Annotated in this window: 21 protein-coding genes and 2 pseudogenes; 11 read left to right on the top strand and 12 right to left on the bottom strand. The window is 64.0% G+C overall.

Going from position 1 to position 21,279, the window contains the following annotated elements:
• From AOQ71_RS49355 to AOQ71_RS39145, 3 genes are all read right to left on the bottom strand, one after another.
• The coding region (locus AOQ71_RS49355) for an ATP-binding cassette domain-containing protein (RefSeq protein ID WP_245317375.1) at window positions 1-192 on the bottom strand (192 nt) is incomplete at its 3' end.
• Window positions 189-893, bottom strand: a complete 705-nt coding sequence (locus tag AOQ71_RS39150; protein ID WP_057758646.1) for a GntR family transcriptional regulator — start codon at window positions 891-893, stop codon at window positions 189-191. The genes AOQ71_RS49355 and AOQ71_RS39150, both read right to left, overlap by 4 nt.
• Window positions 894-904: 11 nt before the next feature.
• A complete protein-coding gene (locus AOQ71_RS39145) occupies window positions 905-1,801 on the bottom strand; it encodes an ABC transporter substrate-binding protein (protein ID WP_347336735.1) in 897 nt (298 codons plus the stop codon).
• Window positions 1,802-1,940: 139 nt separating this feature from the next.
• Between AOQ71_RS39145 and AOQ71_RS39140 the strand changes: the two genes are divergently transcribed.
• Both AOQ71_RS39140 and AOQ71_RS39135 read left to right on the top strand, forming a co-directional pair.
• Window positions 1,941-2,930 (top strand): fumarylacetoacetate hydrolase family protein, encoded by a 990-nt coding sequence (locus tag AOQ71_RS39140; RefSeq protein WP_057759088.1) that lies wholly within the window; start codon window positions 1,941-1,943, stop codon window positions 2,928-2,930.
• A gap of 53 nt (window positions 2,931-2,983) precedes the next feature.
• Window positions 2,984-3,760, top strand: coding sequence for a cyclase family protein (locus AOQ71_RS39135; RefSeq protein ID WP_057758644.1), 777 nt, complete (start codon window positions 2,984-2,986; stop codon window positions 3,758-3,760).
• Window positions 3,761-3,774: 14 nt separating this feature from the next.
• Here AOQ71_RS39135 and AOQ71_RS39130 read toward each other — a convergent pair whose 3' ends face one another.
• From AOQ71_RS39130 to AOQ71_RS39110, 5 genes are read right to left on the bottom strand one after another with little or no spacing between them, the layout of a single operon-like run.
• The gene (locus tag AOQ71_RS39130; protein ID WP_430648678.1) at window positions 3,775-4,872 is read right to left on the bottom strand and encodes a Gfo/Idh/MocA family protein; all 1,098 of its coding nucleotides are present in this window, start codon (window positions 4,870-4,872) and stop codon (window positions 3,775-3,777) included.
• Window positions 4,873-4,892: 20 nt separating this feature from the next.
• Window positions 4,893-6,056 carry an N-acetylglucosamine-6-phosphate deacetylase gene (gene nagA / locus AOQ71_RS39125; RefSeq protein ID WP_057758640.1) on the bottom strand — a complete coding sequence of 388 codons (1,164 nt, stop codon included), beginning with the start codon at window positions 6,054-6,056 and terminating at the stop codon, window positions 4,893-4,895.
• Window positions 6,056-7,081, bottom strand: coding sequence for an SIS domain-containing protein (locus AOQ71_RS39120; RefSeq protein ID WP_057758638.1), 1,026 nt, complete (start codon window positions 7,079-7,081; stop codon window positions 6,056-6,058). The genes nagA and AOQ71_RS39120 overlap by 1 nt, the downstream gene beginning before the upstream one ends.
• Window positions 7,078-7,833: a GntR family transcriptional regulator gene (locus AOQ71_RS39115; RefSeq protein ID WP_057758636.1), complete on the bottom strand. Its 756-nt coding sequence runs from the start codon at window positions 7,831-7,833 to the stop codon at window positions 7,078-7,080. The genes AOQ71_RS39120 and AOQ71_RS39115 overlap by 4 nt, the downstream gene beginning before the upstream one ends.
• Complete coding sequence (locus AOQ71_RS39110) at window positions 7,830-8,702, bottom strand: glucosamine kinase nucleotide-binding domain-containing protein (protein WP_057758635.1); 873 nt, start codon at window positions 8,700-8,702, stop codon at window positions 7,830-7,832. Before AOQ71_RS39110 ends, AOQ71_RS39115 begins: the two co-directional genes overlap by 4 nt.
• Before the next feature lie 124 nt (window positions 8,703-8,826).
• Between AOQ71_RS39110 and AOQ71_RS39105 the strand changes: the two genes are divergently transcribed.
• From AOQ71_RS39105 to AOQ71_RS39080, 6 genes are all read left to right on the top strand, one after another.
• The gene (locus tag AOQ71_RS39105; protein WP_057758633.1) at window positions 8,827-9,771 is read left to right on the top strand and encodes an N-acetylmuramic acid 6-phosphate etherase; all 945 of its coding nucleotides are present in this window, start codon (window positions 8,827-8,829) and stop codon (window positions 9,769-9,771) included.
• A gap of 1 nt (window position 9,772) precedes the next feature.
• Window positions 9,773-11,035, top strand: coding sequence for an ABC transporter substrate-binding protein (locus AOQ71_RS39100; RefSeq protein WP_057758631.1), 1,263 nt, complete (start codon window positions 9,773-9,775; stop codon window positions 11,033-11,035).
• Between the two features lie 131 nt (window positions 11,036-11,166).
• Window positions 11,167-12,117: a carbohydrate ABC transporter permease gene (locus AOQ71_RS39095; protein ID WP_057758629.1), complete on the top strand. Its 951-nt coding sequence runs from the start codon at window positions 11,167-11,169 to the stop codon at window positions 12,115-12,117.
• 9 nt (window positions 12,118-12,126) lie between these two features.
• A complete protein-coding gene (locus tag AOQ71_RS39090; protein WP_057758627.1) occupies window positions 12,127-12,960 on the top strand; it encodes a carbohydrate ABC transporter permease in 834 nt (277 codons plus the stop codon).
• Window positions 12,961-12,969: 9 nt separating this feature from the next.
• Window positions 12,970-14,049, top strand: a complete 1,080-nt coding sequence (locus AOQ71_RS39085; protein ID WP_057758626.1) for an ABC transporter ATP-binding protein — start codon at window positions 12,970-12,972, stop codon at window positions 14,047-14,049.
• 55 nt (window positions 14,050-14,104) lie between these two features.
• Window positions 14,105-14,683 carry a histidine phosphatase family protein gene (locus tag AOQ71_RS39080; RefSeq protein WP_057758624.1) on the top strand — a complete coding sequence of 193 codons (579 nt, stop codon included), beginning with the start codon at window positions 14,105-14,107 and terminating at the stop codon, window positions 14,681-14,683.
• A 178-nt stretch (window positions 14,684-14,861) separates the two neighbouring features.
• On the opposite strand, the gene AOQ71_RS39075 is transcribed toward AOQ71_RS39080, so the two are convergent.
• Window positions 14,862-15,377 (bottom strand): YciE/YciF ferroxidase family protein, encoded by a 516-nt coding sequence (locus tag AOQ71_RS39075; protein ID WP_057758622.1) that lies wholly within the window; start codon window positions 15,375-15,377, stop codon window positions 14,862-14,864.
• A 115-nt stretch (window positions 15,378-15,492) separates the two neighbouring features.
• Here AOQ71_RS39075 and AOQ71_RS39070 point away from each other — a divergent pair, with 115 nt between their 5' ends.
• Entirely contained in the window at window positions 15,493-16,101 is a 609-nt protein-coding gene (locus AOQ71_RS39070; protein ID WP_057758620.1) for a cysteine hydrolase family protein, read from the top strand.
• Between the two features lie 13 nt (window positions 16,102-16,114).
• Here AOQ71_RS39070 and AOQ71_RS39065 read toward each other — a convergent pair whose 3' ends face one another.
• The 3 genes and pseudogenes from AOQ71_RS39065 to AOQ71_RS39055 all read right to left on the bottom strand — a co-directional run bounded on the left by AOQ71_RS39065 (window position 16,115) and on the right by AOQ71_RS39055 (window position 18,965).
• Entirely contained in the window at window positions 16,115-17,245 is a 1,131-nt protein-coding gene (locus AOQ71_RS39065; protein WP_057758617.1) for a DUF305 domain-containing protein, read from the bottom strand.
• Window positions 17,232-17,777 (bottom strand): hypothetical protein, encoded by a 546-nt coding sequence (locus AOQ71_RS39060; protein WP_057758615.1) that lies wholly within the window; start codon window positions 17,775-17,777, stop codon window positions 17,232-17,234. The genes AOQ71_RS39065 and AOQ71_RS39060 overlap by 14 nt, the downstream gene beginning before the upstream one ends.
• Before the next feature lie 10 nt (window positions 17,778-17,787).
• A pseudogene (locus tag AOQ71_RS39055) lies at window positions 17,788-18,965 on the bottom strand (zinc-dependent alcohol dehydrogenase).
• Window positions 18,966-19,142: 177 nt separating this feature from the next.
• Here AOQ71_RS39055 and AOQ71_RS39050 point away from each other — a divergent pair.
• Window positions 19,143-19,925, top strand: coding sequence for an SDR family NAD(P)-dependent oxidoreductase (locus AOQ71_RS39050; RefSeq protein ID WP_057758613.1), 783 nt, complete (start codon window positions 19,143-19,145; stop codon window positions 19,923-19,925).
• 1,115 nt (window positions 19,926-21,040) lie between these two features.
• Window positions 21,041-21,279, top strand: a pseudogene (locus tag AOQ71_RS49350) (NADPH-dependent FMN reductase); the annotation flags it as partial.

Here is a 21,279-nt window from a genome sequence, read left to right as displayed (position 1 = left end):
GAGCCGCAATGCAGTGGTCTTGCCGCAACCGGAGGCGCCGACAATGCAGAGGAATTCGCCGGGACGCACCGCAAGATCGAGATTCTCGATAATGGTCTTGCCGCCAAGCCGAAGCGTCGCCCCGTTGAAGCTGATCAACGGCTTTTGCCGCCGCGCCGCCTTTGCGTCTTCAAGTCTTGCAAGAAGGGTCATCGGTTGCTCTCGCTGGCGGGCGGATAGACGAAATTGATGGTCGAGTGCAGGTGCGCTTCCAGCATCTTTTGTGCACCTTCGACGTCTCGCGCCAGCACGCGGTCGGCGAGCATTTGATGGCTGCGGATAAACTCTGCACCGCTGTCAATTCCGCGCATCATCACGCGGCGGTAGCGATAGGCCTGGTCGTAGAGTTCCGAATGCGCGCCGAGCATCCGCCCCGAACCGCAGGCTGCGAGCAGGGCGGTGTGAAAGCCTTTGTGCAGCCGATCGAAATCGGCGGCGCCCTCGCGGAATTCGTTGCCGGTGCGCTCGATGTGGCGGCGCATCTGATGCAGCGCGCTGACGATGCCGGCCTCCCAGGCATCATTCCCATGGATGATGGCCAGCCGGATCGCCTCTTTCTCGACGGCGGTGCGCATGCAGGTGATGTCGGCCAGGTCCTCGCGGCTGACCTCGGCGACGCGAAAGCCGCGCTGGCCGATGCCTACGATCAATCCGCGTGACATCAGGCGCGACAATCCCTCGCGTAGCGGCGTGGCGCCGATCTCATAGCGTTGCACGAGATCGACGATGCCAAGCCGCGACCCCGGCGCCAGGCGTCCGGCCAGAATGTCCTGCTCGAGGAGGCTGGCCGCGCGCTCGCTCAGGGTGCCGGCCTCGCCGTTCGGACGTTCGACGGTGCGTTCGGAAGCCGGCATCGCAGGGGTCCTCAGTTCAGCACCAGTTTGCTTGTATCGAGCTTTGATTGCAGCATCTTCTGCGACGACATCACCTCGATCCACCAGGCGAGGTTCTCCGGCTTCAGGCGTGGCTCGGACTGGTTCGGAGGCGTTGCCTTGACGAGATCGAGCGGCTGTTTGGTGAACTTTGCGATCGAAGCGGAGGCCTTCTCGCGGTCGCTGTTGACGATCACTGCCGCTTCCGCGATCGCGTCGCGGAATTTCGTCACGATCGCCGCGTTCTTCTCCGCCCATTCCCGCGATGCCGCGTAGAAGATGATCGGGTCAGTGCGGGCGAGTTCGACGGCGTAGCGTGCGCCGACCGAGCCGAGGCCCGCATTGGTCATGCGGGTGACAAACGGCTCGGCGGTGAGGACGGCATCGACACCGCCGGACTTGATGATGTCGGCCATGGTCGGGAAGGTCACCTCGACGAATTTGACGCTCTTGGGATCGACGCCTTTCTCCACCAGCCACTTCACGAACAGCACATGCAGGAAGGCGTTCAGTCCCGGCGCGCCGACTTTCTTGCCGACGAAATCCTTGGGCTCATTGATGGTGATGCCGTTGCGGACGAAAGCCGTGATGGCATTGTTCGACGTCGGGTTCATCACCGACGCGCCGGCGATGCCGACCAGATCGAGGCCGCCGTCAACTGCCTGGAGGAAGACGGTCGAGGTCGGCCCTCCAATCTGGATCGAGTTCGACATGATCGCGGCAGGGATGTTCGAATTGATCGCGATCGGCGTCATCTCGACGTCGAGCCCGTGCTTCCTAAAGATGCCCTCGTCGACGGCGACCATGGCGGACGCACAGTCGGAGGTGGCCGTGCAACCGATCTGGATTTTCGCCTGTGCCGCCGCCGCGTCAGCCAATGCGCAAGCCATCTGAAGCGAAATACCCAGCGTGATCGCCAATCTTGCCAACTGCCTCTTCAAGGCCATCCTCCCAGCTTGCATTTTTTTAGCTTGATTATCGATATTTTATTCGATCATATATTTCCAACCAAAGCAAGAGGTGTCCAAGGTGAAACTCGCTACATTCAGGTCGGCCGGTCAGGACCGGATCGGCATCGTGCATTCCAATGACGATCGGATCTTCGACATCGCTGCGGCCGCTGCACGCGATGGACAGGATCTTCAGGCCTTTGCCTCGATGCTGGCGCTGATCGACGCGGGGCCAGGCGCGCTGGAGCAGGCGGCGGGGCTGTTCGAAAAACACGGCGCGGATCCGGCGCTGTCGTCGGCGACATCTGCGGTGGACCTCCTCGCGCCGGTGCCGGAGCCTCGGCAGATGCGTGACGGCATGTCGTTCCCGCTGCACATCCTCCAGGCGCCGCGCGGGCAGCGTAAGCTCGCGGCGCGCGCGAAAGGCGACATGGCGGAGCTGGCGCGGATCGACGCCGAGCCGCTCGGCGAACTTCCAGAGGTCTATCGCAAGCAGCCGATCTTCTACATTACCAACCGCTTCAGCGTCCGCGGCACCAACACCACAGTCAAATGGCCGCGCTACAGCAAGGTGATGGATTACGAACTCGAATTCGGCATCATCACCAAGAACAGGGGCGCGAATATCCCAGCGGCGAAGGCTGGGGATCACATCTTCGGCTACACCATCTTCAACGATTTCTCGGCGCGCGATGCGCAGCGTATCGAGATGGAGGGACGGCTCGGCCCCGCCAAGGGCAAGAGCTTTGACGGCGGCAATGTGATGGGGCCGTGGATCGTGACGCCGGATGAGATCGGTGATCCCTACAAGTTGAAGATGGAAGCCCGTGTCAACGGCGAGACCCGCTCGACCGGCGTCTCGGACGGGATGCTGTTCTCGTTCGAGGAGATCATCGCTCATGTCACGCAGGACGAGACGCTGATGCCGGGTGAATTCATCGGCTCAGGCACAGTGGGCAATGGCTGCGGCCTCGAGCTCGGCTGGTATCTCGAGCATGGCGACACGGTCGAGCTCGAAGTCGAGAAGATCGGCGTGTTGAAGAACAGGGTCGAGCGGCAAGACGCTTGAGCTCAAAGATGTTTGGGATTCAAGCAGACAAAAACAGGCAACGAGGAAACACCATGGCGCGCAAACTGATCGATATCTCGGTCCCGCTGCAAAACGACGTGCCGGCCGATCCGCCGGGCAACCATCCGACCATTCAATACATCGATCATCAACAGGGCCTGCCGCGCATGCTCCAGTTCTTCGATGGGCTGAAGGCGGAGGACCTGCCTGACGGCCAGGGCTGGGCGGTGGAGATGGTCAATCTGTCCACCCATAACGGCACCCATCTCGATGCTCCCTGGCACTTCCATCCCACGATGAACCGCGGCGAGCGCGCCTGGACGATCGACGAGGTGCCGCTGGAATGGTGCCTCCAGCCCGGCGTCAAGCTCGACTTCCGCCATTTGCCGGACGGATATGTGGCGACCGCCGGAGATGTCGAGGCGGAGCTGAAGCGGATCGGGCATAAGCTGTCGCCGCTCGAGATCGTCGTCGTCAACACCAGCGCCGGCGCCAAATACGGCCGGCAGGATTACGTCACCTCGGGCTGCGGCATGGGCTATGAGGCGACCATGTATCTCTTGGAACGCGGCGTGCGGCTGACCGGGATCGACGGCTGGAGCTGGGATGCTCCCTTCGTCTACACTGCGAAGAAATATGCCGAGACCAGGGATGCGAGCTTGATCTGGGAGGGTCACAAGGCCGGACGCCACATCGGTTATTGCCACATCGAGAAGCTGCACAATCTCGAGCTTCTGCCCTCGACCGGCTTCATGGTGTCGTGCTTTCCGGTCAAGATCGAGCGGGCATCCGCAGGCTGGACGCGGGCGGTTGCCATCGTTGACGGTTGAAGACGGGTGCCGACCTACAGGCGTACGACTTCACCGGTTCGAACGCTCTCGTCGGCGGCAAAGACGATGCGGAGCGAGTTGATCGCGTCCTCGTGATGCTCGGACAGGTCGATCTCGCCACGAATCGCCCTCAGAAACATCCGCTGCTCGCGTTCGCAGAGCTCCTGATGGCCGGGTTCATCTGCGGTCGAGACCAACTCGTCCGGCTTGGCAAAGCGGCCTTCGCTGTCGCGCGCGGCGTGATGGATGCGAAGCGCATTGGTGCGTGTATGCGTGTCGTGATCTGCTGAACGTGCGCCCGCATCGCTCGTCTCTTTCGCGACGATCGACACGCTGCCGTTGGGGCCGATCATATCTTTGACGAAATGAGCGGTCTCGCTCATCATCGGACCCCAGCCGACCTCGTACCAGCCGACCGAGCCGTCGTCGAACGTGATGTGGAGATGGCCGTAATTGTACATGCTAGGTGCGATCTCGCCCGTCAGCCGCGCCCCGAGGGCGTGGACCGCGACGGGACGGGCTCGCGTCACCTGGCACATGATGTCGACGTAATGAACGCCGCAATCGACGATCGGCGAGGTCGACCGCATCAGCCTCTTGTGCACCTCCCAGAAGGAGCCTGCAGACTGCTGGTTGAGATTCATGCGCATCACGAGCGGCTTTCCGAGCGTTCGCCCGATCTCGACGAACCGCGACCATGCGGGATGGACGCGCAGGATATAGCCGATCAACAGCGCTTTTCCGGCCGCGCGTGCCGCGCTTACGACTTGCCGCGCGGCATCCAGCGTGTCGGCCAGCGGCTTTTCGCAGAAAACATGGGCGCCGGCAGCGAAAGCCTGCAACGCCATGGCGGCGTGATGCTCGGTGTAGGTGCAGATCGAAACGGCGTCGGGACGCAAACGCGTGAGCGCCTCGTCGTAGCTTTCGAAGCGCGGAAGCGCGGGAAACTCGGCCTCGAGATCGTCGCGATCGGCCGCGCGAGAGGTGCAAAGACCGACGAGTTCGAAACCCTCGATTGATCTATAGGCACGGGCATGGCTGATTCCCATGGTGCCGAGGCCAACCACGAGAACGCGAATAGTCCGTTGAGGCGACATGGAAAGGGAGGACATGGCTCGCTCGCGTCCTTCAGTCAGGTGTTGTCTGCCACCGCATCGTGCTCGGAGCCGCGGGAGGAGTGGCCTTCGATCCAGGTTTCCAGCACCCGCAGCTCGTCGTCGAGATGAACGAGGCTCGCGAGATAGCCCGGTGCGATCCGGCCGAGGTCGGTCTCGCGCCGCAGACACGTCGCCGGAACGCGCGATGCCATGGCGAGGGCATCGGCGAGCGGAAGCCTGACGACGTTGACGGCATAGCGCACCGCCTCGTCCATGGTCAGAACCGAGCCGGCGAGCGTCCCGTCGTCGAGCCGCAGGCAGCCGTCGATGGACGTCACGCGGCGGCCCTGAAGATCGAAATGATCGGGGCCGCCGGCCGCCGGCGGCATCGCGTCGGTAATCAGCATGAAACGGTCGCGTCGCTTGGCGGCCAGCGCGACGCGCAAATTCGCCTCGTGGACGTGATGGCCGTCGGCGATGAGGCCGACGAACACATCGTCGAGATCGAGGGCGGCACCGACCATGCCCGGCTCGCGCCCCGTCGGCGGGCTCATCGCGTTGAACAAATGGGTGAACGCGCGCGCGCCTGCCGCCACGGCCCTTCGCGCCTCCTCGTAGCTCGCGTCCGAATGGCCCAGCGAGACGAGCACGCCCTGCCGCGCGAGCTCGGCGATACTCTCGGTTCCGACCCTGTTGGGCGCGAGCGTCAGCATGACTGCGCCGCAATCGGCTTTTGCAATCGCCGCGACGTCGTCGCGCCCGAGGTCGCGGATGTAGTTGAGCTCATGCGCGCCCTTGCGGCGCGGATCCAGGAATGGCCCTTCGAGGTGAATGCCGAGCGTGGCAGGGGTCAGGCGCCGCGCCTCGCGCGTCGCAGCGATTGCCGCGGCCATCACCTGCGGCGCGTCCGTTACCAGCGTCGGCAACAGCCCGACGGTGCCATGATTGCGATGCGCGGCTGCGATGCGGGCGATGCCTTCGGGCGTCGGCTCCTCGTTGAACAGGACGCCGCCGCCGCCATTGACTTGAACGTCGACATAGCCGGGCGCAAGCAGGCCGCCGCCGAGATCCTGCACTGGGCCGTCAGGTCGCTCCGCGTGGGGAACGATGGCGGCAATGCGCGCGCCATCGATGACGACCGCGTGGTCATCGAGAAAGCGTTCGCCATCGAAGATGCGCGCGCCGGACAGAACGATCATCAGACGGTCTCCGTTACCTTGCGCAGATTGCGCGGGCGGTCGGGATCGCGCCCGAGCCGGAGCGCAAGCGCTTCGGCAAGCCGGTAGAAACGGTGGATCATAACGATGGGTTCCAACAGGGGCGCCTCGACCCGTGCCGTCGCGAGACGGTTCGGCTCATCATCCCCGCCGGCCTCGATTGCGATCACCGTCGCGCCGGCATCGGCCAGGGCCGTGAGCGCCGGCAGCATGCCTTCGCGCGCCGGATCGGACGGCAGGAAGGCGATGACGGGGAAGCCCGAAGTCACAAGCTCGGCCGGACCGTGCAGCACCTCGGCCGCCGAGTAGGCCTCGGCGTGAATCGCGCACGTCTCCTTGAGCTTGAGTGCCGCTTCCGCGGCGATCGCAAGTGTCGCGCCGCGACCGAGCACGAAAGCGCTGCGGGCATCCGCGAGTCTCTCCAGCATCGTCGCGGGCGGCGGCGTTGTTTGGCTGCGGAGAACGTCCGGCAGGCCGGCGAGCGCGTCGGCGAGCTGCCGATCCTCGCGCCAGGCCGCGACGAGGCTTGCTCCCGCGACGAGACCGGCCACCATCGATTTGGTCGCGGCGACGGAGCGCTCCGTGCCGGCGCAGAGCGGCAGCAGGAATTCGGCCTCTTGCGCCAGTGGCGAAGCCACGTCGTTGACCAATGCGAGGGCCAGCGCACCGCCGCTGCGCGCGGCGCGTTGCATTTCCACGATATCGGGGCTGCGCCCCGACTGCGAGATCGCGACGGAAACGCTGCCCTTGAGCCGCATCGGCGTCCGATAAAGCGTCGCAATCGAGGGGCCGATGGAGGCACACGGCACCCCGGACAGAATCTCGAGGAGGTATTTCAAATAGAGCGCGCAGCAATCCGACGAGCCACGGCCGATGGTTACGACGAGCGGCGGATCGAGGGCACGCAGGCGCGCCCCGACGTCAGCAAGCCGTTCGGCATTCTCGCCAAGCTGGCGCGCAGCCGCTTCACCTGCCTCGCCGATCTCCTGAAGCATCTGTGTCGTCATCGCTGCGCCTTTCGGGCCGGGGGCGACAGCGTGAGCTCGGAGACGAAATCATAGGCGTCGGCACGGTACCAGGATTTCGTGAACTCGACGCAGGCTCCGTCGGCGAGGTAGGCAATGCGCTGGATGTAGAGCGCGGGGCTGTCGGGCGCGACGCCAAGCAGTTTGGCATCGGCAGGATCGAGCAGGGTCGCACGCAAGCGCTGCAGGCCACGGGTCGGCTTGAATCCCCCGGCGGAGAGCGCCTCGTAGAGCGAGTCGCCGACCTTATCCTGTTCAGGAAGAAAGCGTATCGGCACAGCGGCGCGTTCGATCGCCATGGGCGAACCGTCGGCCAGGCGCAGGCGCCCGAGCCGGAACACGCGATCGTTCGGTCGTACGCCAAGCATCATCGCCTCTTCCGGCGTCGGCAGGAATACGCCGCGTTCGAGTTCGCGCGAGCTCGCCACCAATCCGCGCAGCCGCATGTCTTCGGTGAAGCTGGTCAGGCGCGAGGAGGGCTGTTCGACCCGCGGCGTTGCGCGATGGATGAAGGTGCCGGCGCCGTGGCGGTGAAACAGCACGCCTTCGGCGATCAGATCGGCGATCGCCTTACGCAGCGTGGTGCGCGATACTTCGAGCAGCTCGCACAATACGCGCTCGGCCGGAAGCAGCTGCGTCTCCGCAAAACGCCCGGTCTCGATCTCGCGCCGAAGCGCATCGACCACGGCACGATAGAGCTTCTGGCCCGGCGCAGTCTCGACCGTCAGGGTCATGCCGGGTCCTCCGCGAGCGTTCCGCCGGCGAGAAGGATGGCGCCGTCGACGGCGTCGCGCCGCGGCTGGGCGAGGCGCTTGGCCACATCGGGCGGCAGGAACGGGCGCAACGGCTCGCCGAAACCGCCCGCGAGCGCAATGCGCTCGGCGCCGAGCGCGTTCAGCGCGTTCGCGAGCGCCGCGATCGCGGAGGCTGCTTCCCCGACGATTTCGAGGGCGCGCATGTCTCCGGACCTGGCGACGTCAAGGATCTGGGGCGCGAAGGCGCCGTAGTCGCGCGGTCTGGCTTCCGCCGCCCAGCGGCTCATCCGCAACGGATCGTCACCAAAATGTCGACCGAGCGCCTGGGCGAGGCCGCTCATCGGCTCAAGGCCGTCGATCGCGCGCAGCGTCGCGCGAAGCGCGGATTCGCCGAGGCGCGCGGCGGATCCGTCGTCGCCGAGCCAGAAGCCGCGTCCGCCGATGATCGTCGTTTGCGCTCCGACACGCGCGATGCCCGCCGAGCCCGTGCCCGCGATGATCAGGCCACCGTCGCCGACGCCGTTGGCTCCGACGCAGGCAGCGACCGCATCATTGACGGCGACGATGCGCGCGAAGCCGGGCAGGGCGGCGGAGACACGCTTCGCTTCATTGTCGTCCGAAAGCCCGGCAAGGCTGAGACCGACCGCGATCTCCTGCCGCGGCGTGCCGGCACTGATCGCGGTTTCGATGGTGTCGCGCACGACCCGCATTGCTTCGTCGAAGTCCAGATAAATGTTCGCGGCCGGCCCGATGGCGCGCCCGAGCTCGCGGCCAGAGAAGTCCCGCAGTCTCGCGCGGCAACGGGTGGCGCCGCCGTCTACGCCGAGAAAGAACCGGGCTGTCTCCAAGGGGCCTCCTAAAAAACTGTCACGGGCCGTTGCCCGCCTGCGCGCGGTAGAAACAGCCCTCTAGACAAGTGGTATGTCACGTGTCTAAAACGAATACAAGAGGTATCTACCATTGGTATTCACGATGTCGGTACTGCCGAACTTGGACACGGGCGGAGAGAGGTGCGGCGACACCATCGATGTCGTGACCTCAGATGAGGCGATGTTTGCCGACGCGATGCTGGCCTCCTACCGCCGCGCAATTGCTTCGGTCGCTTCTGTCTCCGGTGACATCCGCACGGCGGCGCTTCGGCTCGCCGCCATTTGGCGAGCGGGTGGACGTCTGGTCTACGTCGGCGCGGGGTCGTCGGGCCTCGCGGCGGCCGAAGATGCGGCCGAGCTTCCCGGGACGTTCGGCCTTGATCAGAACCGGATCGCGATTGTCCTGCCCGGCGGGACCGCCGAGCCGTTTCGCATCGACGGCGCGGCCGAGGACGATGCTGCAGCCGGTGAGCGTTCGATAGCGGAGCTTCGCGATCTCTCCCGCGACGCCGTGATCGCCGTATCGGCGAGCGGCTCGACGCCGTTCACTGTGGCCGCGGCCGCAGAGGCGCGTCGCCGCGGCGCCCTCGTGATTGGCGTCGCGCACCGTCCGGTCTCGCCATTGCTTGATATCGCCGACGCCTCGATCCTGCTCGAAAGCGGGGAGGAGGCGCTGCGCGGGTCGACACGGCTCGCGGCCGGAGCCGCGCAGAAGGCCGCGCTTGGCATGCTCTCATCCTTGATGGGACTTGAGCTCGGTCACATTCATCAAGGGTTGATGGTCAATCTGAAGGCGGATAACGCGAAGTTGCGCGAGCGGGCGCGCGGGATCGTCGCCGCGATCGCTGATGTCAGCGATGCCAAGGCGGCAGCGGCGTTGCGTGAGGCCGGCGGCGACGTCAAGCCGGCGGTGTTGATTGCCTGCGGCATCCCCAACATGAGCGAAGCCGAAGGCTGGCTCGCCGTTGCGGGAGGCCGCATCGACGACGCCTTGCGCCGCGCAAGGGTCCACGGAAGCAAGGGCGAAGGCCCGAACAAGGGAGCGTAGCATGAGACGGACATTCAAGGCCGGATTGGGAGCTGAGGTTGCCGCGTTGGCGTTGCTCGCGGGGCTGGCATCGGCCGAGGCGGGCTCATTGAAGATCGAGAGCTGGCGCAATGACGACGCCGACATCTGGAACTCCAAGATCATTCCCGCCTTCAACAAGCACTATCCCGACATCAAGGTCGAATTCGCGCCCTCGGCGCCCAAGGAATACAACGCCGCCCTCAACGCGCGGCTGGATGGCGGCACCGCCGGCGACCTCATCACCTGCCGTCCGTTCGACGCCTCGCTCGCGCTCTACCAGAAGCATCAGCTCGACGCCGTCGACGGCATCAAGGGCATGGACAATTTCTCCGACCTCGCAAAGGCTGCATGGCAGACCGACGACGGCAAGACCACTTTCTGTGTTCCGATCGCCTCCGTCATCGCCGGGTTCATCTACAACAAGGAGGCCTTCGCCAAGCTCGGCGTATCAGAGCCGAAGACGCTCGACGAATTCCACGCCGTGCTCGAGAAGTTCAAGAAGGACGGGACCTATGTCCCGCTGGTGATGGGCACGGCCGACCAGTGGGAGGCCGCGACCATGGGCTTCCAGAACATCGGCCCCGACTATTGGAAAGGCGAGACGGGCAGGGCCAATCTGATCGCCGGCAAGGAGAGGCTCACCGATCCGCAATACGTCGCGGCCTTCAAGGAGATCGCAGGCTGGGCGCCCTATCTCGGATCTGGCTTCCAGGCGCAGACCTACGCCGACAGTCAGAACCTGTTCTCGCTCGGCAAGGGCGCGATCTATGCGGCCGGCTCGTGGGACATCTCGACATTCCGCGGCCAGGCGAAATTCGCCATGGGTGCATTCCCGCCGCCGCAGCCAGCCGGCACGACGGATTGCTATATCTCCGATCACACCGACATCGCGATGGGCATCAACGCAGCCTCGAAGAACAAGGAGGATGCCAAGAAATTCCTGGAATGGCTGACGACGCCGGAATTCGCAACGATCTACGCCAACGCGCTTCCCGGCTTCTTCCCCCTCGGCACGACTCCGGTGAAGGTCGAGGACGACGTCGCTGCGACGATGGTCGGATGGCGCCAGACCTGCAAGTCGACGATCCGCAATTCGTATCAGATCCTGTCGCGCGGTACGCCGAATCTCGAAAACGAGCTCTGGAACGTGTCCGCGCAGGTGGTCAACGGCAAGCTGACGCCCGAAGCTGCCGGCAAGCAGCTCCAGGATGGTCTCGACAAGTGGTACAAGCCCGCCAAGTGATATGAGGTCTCCCTCTCTCCGCTCTCGCGGGGAGAGGGGCTGTTCTTGGTCGATGGTTGCTGCACGCTCTGCCTGGACAAGGCACGAGCACACAGCGCGATAACGCATGGTAGGTTTGTTCATTTCCCGTCATGGCTGAACCGGTCTCGCACGTCACGGCCCAGATGCCTCGCGCAAAGCTCGCGGGCCTTCTGTTGTTCTTTCTCGGGCCTGCGGTCGTGATCTATACCTTGTTTTCGATCTATCCGCTCGTCGCGACGATGGCGCTCTCCACCTACACCAGCGATCCCTCCGGATCCCGGTCTTTCGTCGGCCTCGCCAACTTCCGAACGCTGCTCGGCGATGCGCTCTGGTCGAAGCCATTCTGGAATGCGCTCGGCAACAACCTGATCTTCTTCATCGTGCATATGTGCGTGCAGAATCCGGTCGGTATTGCGCTCGCGGGATTGCTCAGCCTGCCGGGTGTGAGACTCAAGGGCTTTTATCGCACCGTGATGTTTCTCCCGACGATGCTGTCGGTCGTCATTGTCGGCTTCTCCTGGAATTTGATCCTTTCGCCGCTCTGGGGCGTCGCCTCCGGCGCCCTGAAGGCGGTCGGACTGGGCTCGCTCTTTGCGCCCTGGCTGGGGCTCGAATCGAGCGCGCTCGTCACCCTGTCGCTGATTTCAGTCTGGCAGTTCGTCGGAATCCCGATGATGTTGATCTACGCCGCGTTGCTCAACATCCCCGAAGAGTTGATCGACGCGGCACGCGTCGACGGGCTCGGACAGTTCCGCATCTTCTTTCACATCAAGCTGCCGCTGGTGCTGCCGACGATCAGCCTGGTCTCGGTCCTGACCTTCGTCGCCAATTTCAACGCCTTCGATCTGATCTACTCGGTCAAGGGCGCGCTCGCGGGACCGAATTTCGCCACCGACATCCTCGGCACGTTTTTCTACCGCACTTTCTTCGGCAATCAGCTCCAGCTCGGCAATCCGACGATGGGCGCCGCCGTTGCGACCGTGATGTTCTTCATCATCCTTCTCGGTCTCTGCCTCTATCTCTTCCTCGTGCAGCGGCGCATCCGCCGTTACGCTTTCTGAGGGGGAGGCATGACGACGGATCAGCGCGCAAGGAGCATCGGTGTCCATCTGGTCCTGATTGCCTACAGCCTCCTGGCCGTGGGTCCGATCCTGCTTGTCGTGATGAATTCGTTCAAGGTGCGCAGCGCCATCTTCGGCAGCCCGCTGGCGCCGCCGGACGCGTCAACCTTCAGCCTGATCGGCTATGAGAAGGTGTTCCGCTCCTCCCACATCCTCCTGTACTATTCGAATTCGCTGATCGTCACTCTCGTCAGCATGGCGCTGGTCCTGCTGTTCGGGGCCATGGCGGCCTGGGCGCTGACCGAGTATCGCTTCCGTGGTTCGACGGCGCTGGCGCTGTTCCTGTCGATCGGCATCATGGTGCCGATCCGGCTCGGCTCCGTCGCAATCCTGAACATGATGCGGTCCGCCGGGCTCAACGACACGCTGACGGCCCTGGTCCTGGTCTATGTCGCGCAGGGCCTGCCGATGTCGATCTTCATCTTGAGCGAGTTCATCCAGCAGATCCCGAAGGATTTGCGCGATGCGGCGCGCTGCGACGGCGTGCCGGAAACCCGCATCTTCTTCGAGGTGGTCGCCCCGCTGCTGCGGCCGGCCATCGCCACGGTCGCTGTCTTCACCATCGTGCCGATCTGGAACGACCTGTGGTTTCCGTTGATCCTGACCTCGAGCGATTCGACCCATACGGTGACGCTCGGCGTGCAGCAATTTCTCGGCCAGTACATCACCGACTGGAATTCCGTGCTCGCCGCATTGTCGATGGCGATCCTGCCTGTCGTCATCATCTACGTCATCCTCTCGCGCCAACTCATCGCGGGCCTCACCTCCGGCGCAGTCAAATAGGTTGTCAGAATGGCCAATCTGCGCATCGAGCAACTCAACAAGCGTTATGGCGCGACGACGGTGCTCAACGATGTCAATTTGAGCATCGAGGACGGCGAATTCGTCGTTCTCGTCGGTCCTTCAGGTTGCGGCAAGTCGACGCTGCTGCGGATGATTGCCGGGCTCGATGGTGCATCGGGCGGCGACATCCATATCGCCGGCAAGCTCGTCAACACGCTCGCTCCCGCCGAGCGCGGCATCGCGATGGTGTTCCAGTCCTACGCACTCTATCCGCACATGAATGTGCGCAAGAACATGACGTTCGGCTTGAAGTTCACCGGCGTTCCGCCGACCGAGCGCGAGCGGCGCGTCGCAGAGGCGGCGCGCATGCTGCGGCTCGAGGAGCTGCTCGAGCGCTATCCGCGCGATCTGTCCGGCGGTCAGCGTCAGCGTGTCGCGATCGGCCGTGCGATCGTGCGCGAGCCCGCTGTTTTCCTGTTCGACGAGCCTCTCTCCAATCTCGACGCAGCCCTGCGTGTCTCCACCCGCGTCGAGATCGCGAATTTGCACAGGCTGCTGAAATCGACGATCGTCTATGTCACGCACGATCAGGTCGAGGCGATGACGCTTGCCGACCGCATCGTCGTGATGAACAAGGGCTGCATCGAGCAGGTCGGCAAACCACTCGATCTCTATTATGAACCGGCCAATCTGTTCGTTGCCGGCTTCATCGGCTCGCCCGCGATGAATTTCTTCGAGGCTGAGGTCAAGGGCATCGAGGGCGGACGCGCGCGCGTGACGGGTGCCGCGTTTCGCGACCTCGACATCCCTGCGGCATCGCTGAAGGTCGGCGACAGGCTGACGGTCGGCGTCCGCCCGGAGCATCTTGTCCGGGGCGAGGCCGGTGCTTTCATCGCCGAAGGCGTCGTCGAACTGGTCGAGCGGCTTGGCGAGGCCTCCTTCGCCTATCTGCGCCGCGCCGACGGCAGGATGTTCGTTGCGGAGGTCCGCGGTCGGCGGACGCCGGCGCCGGGCGAGACGGTGACACTCGTTGCCGCGGGTCCCGATGTTCACGTCTTCGATGCTTCTGGCCTGCGTCTTGCGACATAGGCACTTGGGAGGCGATGCGATGCCGACTGCAGGCAAGTAAGGCGATCGTTCAGCCATGACGAATGTCGTCCGCTATTTGACCCATCCTCAGGTGACGATCGATCCGTCAATTCCGGTTCCGGAATGGGGCCTGAGCCAGATCGGCAGAGCGCGTACGGAATCCGTGACGGCCACGGGGCGGCTGTCGGGAACCAGGCAGGTCATCTCCAGCGGAGAGCGGAAGGCGATCGAGACCGCCGAGATCATCGCTGCAAAGCTGGGTATCGGCGTGGAGGTGCGCGAGGCGATGCACGAGAACGACCGATCGGCCACAGGCTTCCTCGTCCCCGACGAGTTCGAGGCGACGGCCAATCAGTTCTTCGGGCAACCCCACGTCAGCATTCGCGGCTGGGAACGCGCGGTTGACGCCCAGCTGCGCATTGTCGGCGAGGTCGAGCATGTGCTGGCCCGCGGCACGCCGGGCGACGTGCTCCTTGTCGGCCATGGTGGCGTCGGCACTCTCTTGTATTGCCATTACGCCGGTTTGGCGATTGATCGCGCCCACGACCAGCTGGCCGGAGGCGGCTGCTTCTTCGCATTCACCTCGCAAGAGCGGCGGGTCCTGCACGGCTGGCGCCGCCTCGAAGAGCTGTGACATCGCTTCCAGTCATGCATTCTGCTCGATGAGCCGAACGCTGGCCTGCACCGGCCGACGTCGAGAAGCCGATCGTTCAGCGCGACGACTGGTGGAGGGCAGGTGGTCGCGATCGCAACGCCGAGGGAGATCGCCCGCCACGCAACCAGTCTTACGGCACCTTGCCTGGCGCGGGCTATCAAGCGGCACTCGATGCCTTCGCGTTCACGCCCTTGCGCAGCGCCACCGTGTTGAGCTTGGTGTTTGCGGCCTTTTCCTCGTTCAAATTGGTGGTCAGGAAGCGCACGATCTCGTCGTGGCCGAGCTCTTCTGCCCAGGCGATCAGCGTGCCGTATCGGCACATTTCGTAATGTTCGACGGCCTGCGCGTTGGCGACGATCGCCGCATCGAGAACCGCCTTGTCCTCGATCTCGCCGGCGGTCTCGTCGGCTTCCTTGATGAGGCCGTCGATGGCCGGGCAGTCGGTGCCGCTCGGCTGCTTGCCGAGCTTGGCAAAGACCTTGTCGAGCCGCTCGACCTGCTTGTTGGTCTCCTCCAGATGCGCCTTCAGCCCCGCAACGAGGTCGCGGTTGGTGGCCTTGTCGATCATCTTGGGAAGCGCTTTCAGAATCTGTTGCTCGGCATAATAGATGTCCTGGAGGCCGTGCATCAGCAGATCCTCCATCGACTTAATGTCCTTGGTAAAGAGGCCCATATCCGATGTCTCCTTTTACAATGTGGTTTTGGAACGCCTCGCGCCCGGGCAGGTTCCTAGTACGGATGCGCGAAACGCCGGCCAGAATGTCGCGGGATGCCGACGGTGGAGGACGATGAGGGACAGCCAATCGGAGGTCGCCGAAGTCAGGGATGCAGCCCATCTCTGCATCGACATGCAGAATATCTTCGCCCCTGGCGGCCTCTGGGCAACGCCCTGGATGGAGCGGGTTCTGCCGACGATCGTCTCGATCGTGTCGCGCTACCAGGCCCGCACCATCTTTACACGCTTCATCACGCCGAAGGTGCCGGAGGATCGTCCAGGGCAGTGGCAGAATTATTTTCGGCGCTGGCACCAGGCAACGCGAAACCACCTTCCCTCATCCGCTCTCGACCTCGTGCCGGCGTTGGCCCGCTACGTTCCTCCGGTTCGCATCATCGACAAACCGGCCTATTCCGCCTTCAGCAATCCGGCCCTGGCAAGTCTGCTGGTCGAAAAGGGCGTCGGGACCGTCGTCATCACCGGCGCGGAGACCGATGTCTGCGTGTTGTCGACGGTTCTGAGCGCCGTCGACATTGGTTTCAGGGTCGTCCTCGTGGAGGACGCGTTGTGCAGCTCGTCGGATGTCGGCCACGATGCGCTCATGACGATGTACCGCACACGGTTTCACGGTCAGGTCGATCTGGTGACCAGCGAGGAGCTGATGGAGCTCTGGCGCGAGTGATGACGCCTCGCGATCAATTGACATTGTCTCCCAGCATGTTCCGCGTCGCCGTGACGACCGCATCAAGACCGCTCATTCCCTGCATCAACGCGATCTCGCCCTGCTGCTCGTGGCGGATGGCATGGGCCATCACGCGCAGGCGCGGATCGCCACCGCTGTGCCACATCTGGTCCGCCATCTTCACTGCTCCGCGGTGATGCCGGCTCATCATCTCGACGAAAACAGCATCGAACTGATCAGGCGGGGCAAGCTTGACCAGCCGCATCTCGACCGGCGTCAGGAAGCCAGGCATGGCGGCGCGCTCCTCGGCGGTGCAATCGGGGATATCCGTATCGAACCAGCTCAGCCACCAATGCGCGAAAATCCTGATCTCGCCGGTCTGGCTCGCGACCATCAGCATGGCCAGCTTGCGCAGATGCTGATCGCGGGCATGGGCGGCGGCGAACCGAGCCAGCCCGACGCCCTGCTCATGATGCGTCGTCATGTGTCGGAGATAGGTCTGGTCCACCTCCCTGTCATGTCCCCGCCATGGCATCTCGTAGCCACCGCTGCCGAGCAGGGCGATAGTCCCCAATAGTACGATGACCGACACGGCGCCCGCGCCCCATGCATTGGTGAAGGCGACGACCTGCGCCGGTGCCTGGCCACGGCGCCAGCGCAACCTGGCGAACAGCGGATACATCACGGCCGAAGAGCCATGAACGAGCAGGCCGATCCAGTAGGGTTGCTGAAGGCTGAACAGCGGCTGCCAGAACGGAAACAGCGGCACCAGCACGAACCATTCCATGCTCGAAGAGAACACCGCCCAGGGCAAGGCCAGCAGCAGGATTGTCTGGGGTCGCAGGTTCGCGGTCCAGCGCCCGAGCACACCAAAGAAGAACACCGCCCACGAGAAGTCTGCCCATTGATGGAAGGCGATGCCGGTGACGATCGCACTCCAGCTCGGCTCGGCGCCGATCGCCCAGTCGCGCGCCGGAATGGCCGCAACGGTCATCCAGTCGACGGCTGCGTCACGTCCGATCCGAGCGGCGAAGAGCTGGCTGACGATGGTCGAGAAGCTGCTGCTGATCAGTCCGAGCGCGACGGCGGCGATCCAGCGTGAGCGTCGCCGCCGCCCTGTGCCAGGCTCGTCAGGAAGTGACACCGGCCGTTGCGTGCTGGATCATGTCCTTCGCACGATCCTTCGCCGCCTTCACTCCTTTCGGGAAGCCGCTGCGGCCGGGATAGAGCTTGCGTTTTGCATCGCGCGGCGGTCGCCGCGGCTTGGTATCCTGCGCAGCGCGATAGTCGAGCATGGCGATGCCGCCGACCATCAGCAACGCCAGTGCGATGTTGCCCTTCTTGGGATTGTCGGATGTCAGGCCGGAGAGCAATGCGGCTGCATCGAGGCCGTCGCCGCCGACGCGGGCCCAGAGGCCGGCATTCTTCTCGACGGACAGCGACATGATCCCCGCTACGATCTCGCGGACGCCGAAGGCGCGAACCAGGGTCTCGCTGCCCTCCATGCCCAGCGTTTCCGTGACCCGCCGCGGCGCCAGCAGCTCCACGACGCCGAGGCCGAGGCTGAACCAGCCGAGCGCGCGTGCCAGCTGGTCTTGCGGCCGCTTCAGGCTGGGTCCGCTCTCGACGATGGTCGGATCGCCCTTAGAGCGCACGATATTGGAGAAATGAAACATGATGGCTCCTTCAGGGCTTCAGCACGACTTTGACGCAGGAATCGCGCTTGTCTCGGAACAGCTGATACATCTCGGGACCTTGGTTGAGCGGCACGGTGTGGGTGATGACGAAGGACGGATCGATCTCGCCCTCCTCGATGCGACGGAGCAGATCGTCGGTCCAGCGGTTGACGTGGGTCTGGCCGGTCCGCATCGTCAGCCCCCTTTGTTCATGAACGCGCCCATCGGCAGCATGTCGGAGAAACCGCTGTAGACGCCGGGCACCGAGATGATGCCGCCGGGCCGGCAGACATAGATCATCTCGCGCAGCACGTGCGGCCGGTCGCTCTCCAGCATCACCATCTGCTTGGCGCGATCGAGCACGGTGTCGGGCAGGGAGGCCATCACATGCGCTTCCATGCCGACGCAATCGATGCATTTTTCCGGACCCTTGCCGTCAGTGAGCTCCTTCAGCCGCTCCAGCACGCTCTCAGTCTCGAAATTGATCGTGGTGGCGCCGGCGGCCTCGGCCATGCTCAGCCGCTCCGGCAGGCAGTCGATCGCAACGACCTGGTTGGCGCCGAGCAGCATCGCGCTCCGGATGGCCATCTGGCCGACCGGCCCGCAGCCCCAGATCGCAACCGTGTCGGTCGGCACGATGTCGCATTGCACGGCCGCCTGCCAGCCGGTCGGGAAGATATCGCTGAGAAACAGCAGCTGCTCATCGGGGATGCCGGCGGGAACCTTGATGTGAGTGGCGTCCGCGAACGGAACCCGCAGATACTCGGCCTGGCCGCCGGGATAACCACCGGTCAGATGCGTGTAGCCGAACAGGCCTGCGGTCGCATGTCCGAACACCTTGTCGGCGAGATGGCGCTTGCGATTGGTGGTCTCGCAGACCGAGAAATTACCGCGCTTGCACTGCTCGCATTCGCCGCAGATGATCGTGAAGGGGACGACGATGCGATCGCCCTTCTTCAGCTTGCCGTCGACGCCGGCGCCGACCTCGACCACTTCGCCCATGGTCTCATGGCCCATGATGTCGCCCGGCATCATCCCCGGGATATAGTTGTGAAAGAGGTGGAGATCGGAGCCGCAGATCGCGCAGCTGGTGACCTTGATGATCGCATCGCGCGGATCCTGGATTTCAGGGTCGGTGACCGTGTCGCACCTGATGTCCTCCTTGCCGTGCCAAACCAGCGCCTTCATGTCCGTGCTCCGCCTGAATCGTGCCCCGCCTGAACTACGAGGCATCTAAGTCCAGGATGAAACGATGGTTGCTATCGGACGCACAAATTCTGTAACCGGCTGGCTTGCGTGTCGATAGGAACGCGGAGGTGGCGGAGCGATTGGGCGTCATCGCCTCAACCTCAAGGACATCTGCCCATGCCCGCCAACCAACTCGCCGTCGTCACCGGCGCCTCCACCGGTATCGGCCTGGAACTCGCCAAATGCTGTGCTGAAGACGGCTTCGACCTCGTCATTGCCGCGAACGAGCCGGCTATCCAGCAGGCCGCCACCGAACTCCGCAACAGCGGTGCCAGCGTCGAGGCAGTCGAGGCCGATCTCGCCACGACGGAAGGCGTCGACAGGCTCTGCGCCGCGGTCGGCGACCGTCCGATCGACGCGCTCTTGGCCAACGCCGGCGTCGGCCTCGGCAAAGCTTTCCTTGATCAGGATTTCACGCGCGTCAGGCGCGTCATCGATACCAATATCACCGGGACCCTCTATTTGATCCATCGCGCCGGCAACGAGATGTTGCGACGAAATTCCGGGCGCATCCTGATCACCGGCTCGATCGCCGGCTTCATGCCCGGCAGCTTCCAGGCCGTCTACAACGGCACCAAGGCGTTCCTCGATTCCTTCTCTTTCGCATTGCGCGAGGAACTGCGTGACAGCGGCATTACCGTCACGTGCCTGATGCCCGGTGCGACCGAGACCGAATTCTTCCGCCGCGCCGACATGATGGATACCAAGGTCGGCATCGAGGAGAAGGACGACGCGCATGAGGTCGCGAAAGCAGGCTTCGAGGCGATGCTGCGCGGCGAGTCCGATATCGTCACCGGCATGAAGAACAAGATTCAGACGACGGTCGCAAATGTCACGCCGAACGAGGTGCTGGCGCGGCAGCATCGCAAGATGGCCGAGCCGGGCACGGCAAAGCGGTAGGAGGGCTGTGCTGGCGCGTGCGGCGGGAAGGCTGCACGCGCCGGGAACAGGTTAGATGTCAGCGCGTACCGATGCGTTGATGTCGTGGGCAGAAACCGGAAAAATGCGCCACGTCCATCGTTCCCTGTTGTGTCAGGTTGTCACCCGGCGGTGCCGGGGTTAACGCCATCAGGTGGCTTTGGTTCAATGTGTCGGGGCTACAAGACCTTGCGTTGCCCGACAGGCAAAACACGCTAGGCGTAGGGCAACGCCGTTGGTCAAAAATATTCCACTTTACCGAAATTCGGAAATGGCGTATGTGTCGCGGCAACCCGGCCCATGGAAGAGGGGCGTATCGCGATCGTCACGACGCGGGCCGGACGGCGGTGGGCGTGGGGCACATCGGCGCGATCAGGCTTTGCAGGGCGGGCAACCGTGAGCGAAGGCATCGCGCAAACGACCGGTGTGATTCCCGCGCACGGCAAAATCGTGTGGTCCTGGCGCCCGGAGCCTGTGCGCCAAGGCTCGTGGTGATGCGTGTGGCCCAACCGGGCCCTTGCATCAGCGTCTGCGAGACGACGGGGGCAATAGTGCATCGCTCCCCGGGGAGATCACGACATAAGCCGTCAAACCACTGCGCAGGGAAGGCCGGATGTTTCGGCTTCACCTGTATGCCGCTGTGCAGCCTCTTGTAGCGCAACCTATCGCACAGTGGACCGCGGGTGCCAGTCGGGCACCCGGTCTTCCCTGCGCCCTCTTTCAGTTGAGGGTGAGACATTGATGCAAAAGCTCGGGCAAGATGAGCCGCGAGGATGCGAAGGTGTGTTTGCGATGAAGATGCGGATTGAAAGAGCGACGCCGCCACCACACACACCGTCATTGCGAGGAGCTCTTGCGACGACGCAATCCAGGCTGCCTCCTTGGAGGGATTCTGGATTGCTTCGCTGCGCTCGCAATGACGGCGTGGAGGGAGCCATAACTCCGCTCTCCTGCCTTCGACGCGCGGTGGCATCTCCCGGCGATGCGGAGCAGCGTCCGGCGTGCGGTGCGCTGCAAAGCCGGAGAAGATCCGCGGAGGAACCGCACGGGGGGCTCTCGGGTTGGGCCGATCATACCCATCTTCGCGAGGAGCTAGCATGGCGGAACCGGACGTTCGCAAGGGGATGCCGCCCGTCAAGCTGTCGCGTGAGGAATTCGAAAGCCGTTGCAGGAGCCGGTTTGTCGATCCTGTCTTTGCACCGCTCGAGCGGGAGCTCGATGCGATCGTCGGCGCTGCCTGGGATGCTTACAGCCATTCGCGCAAAGCGCCGGTGACGCGAAAGGCCGGCCCCGGCTTTGCTGATCCCGACTATGATCTCGCCGTCGACTGGCTGGC

This window comes from Bradyrhizobium manausense (assembly GCF_001440035.1).
Taxonomy (GTDB): Bacteria; Pseudomonadota; Alphaproteobacteria; order Rhizobiales; family Xanthobacteraceae; genus Bradyrhizobium; species Bradyrhizobium manausense.
This window is presented reverse-complemented; position numbering and strand designations above follow the sequence as displayed.

Excerpts from the sequence above, each read along its gene's own strand:
- AOQ71_RS39145 (WP_347336735.1), bottom strand. The coding sequence starts at position 1,801 with ATGGCTTGCGCATTGGCTGACGCGGCGGCGGCACAGGCGAAAATCCAG.
- AOQ71_RS39085 (WP_057758626.1), top strand. The coding sequence starts at position 12,970 with ATGGCCAATCTGCGCATCGAGCAACTCAACAAGCGTTATGGCGCGACG.
- AOQ71_RS39135 (WP_057758644.1), top strand. The coding sequence starts at position 2,984 with ATGGCGCGCAAACTGATCGATATCTCGGTCCCGCTGCAAAACGACGTG.
- AOQ71_RS39115 (WP_057758636.1), bottom strand. The coding sequence starts at position 7,833 with ATGACCCTGACGGTCGAGACTGCGCCGGGCCAGAAGCTCTATCGTGCC.
- AOQ71_RS39150 (WP_057758646.1), bottom strand. The coding sequence starts at position 893 with ATGCCGGCTTCCGAACGCACCGTCGAACGTCCGAACGGCGAGGCCGGC.
- AOQ71_RS39090 (WP_057758627.1), top strand. The coding sequence starts at position 12,127 with ATGACGACGGATCAGCGCGCAAGGAGCATCGGTGTCCATCTGGTCCTG.
- AOQ71_RS39075 (WP_057758622.1), bottom strand. The coding sequence starts at position 15,377 with ATGGGCCTCTTTACCAAGGACATTAAGTCGATGGAGGATCTGCTGATG.
- AOQ71_RS39080 (WP_057758624.1), top strand. The coding sequence starts at position 14,105 with ATGACGAATGTCGTCCGCTATTTGACCCATCCTCAGGTGACGATCGAT.
- AOQ71_RS39095 (WP_057758629.1), top strand. The coding sequence starts at position 11,167 with ATGGCTGAACCGGTCTCGCACGTCACGGCCCAGATGCCTCGCGCAAAG.
- AOQ71_RS39130 (WP_430648678.1), bottom strand. The coding sequence starts at position 4,872 with ATGTCCTCCCTTTCCATGTCGCCTCAACGGACTATTCGCGTTCTCGTG.
- AOQ71_RS39120 (WP_057758638.1), bottom strand. The coding sequence starts at position 7,081 with ATGACGACACAGATGCTTCAGGAGATCGGCGAGGCAGGTGAAGCGGCT.
- AOQ71_RS39105 (WP_057758633.1), top strand. The coding sequence starts at position 8,827 with ATGTCGGTACTGCCGAACTTGGACACGGGCGGAGAGAGGTGCGGCGAC.
- AOQ71_RS39070 (WP_057758620.1), top strand. The coding sequence starts at position 15,493 with ATGAGGGACAGCCAATCGGAGGTCGCCGAAGTCAGGGATGCAGCCCAT.
- AOQ71_RS39060 (WP_057758615.1), bottom strand. The coding sequence starts at position 17,777 with ATGTTTCATTTCTCCAATATCGTGCGCTCTAAGGGCGATCCGACCATC.
- AOQ71_RS39050 (WP_057758613.1), top strand. The coding sequence starts at position 19,143 with ATGCCCGCCAACCAACTCGCCGTCGTCACCGGCGCCTCCACCGGTATC.
- AOQ71_RS39100 (WP_057758631.1), top strand. The coding sequence starts at position 9,773 with ATGAGACGGACATTCAAGGCCGGATTGGGAGCTGAGGTTGCCGCGTTG.
- nagA (WP_057758640.1), bottom strand. The coding sequence starts at position 6,056 with ATGATCGTTCTGTCCGGCGCGCGCATCTTCGATGGCGAACGCTTTCTC.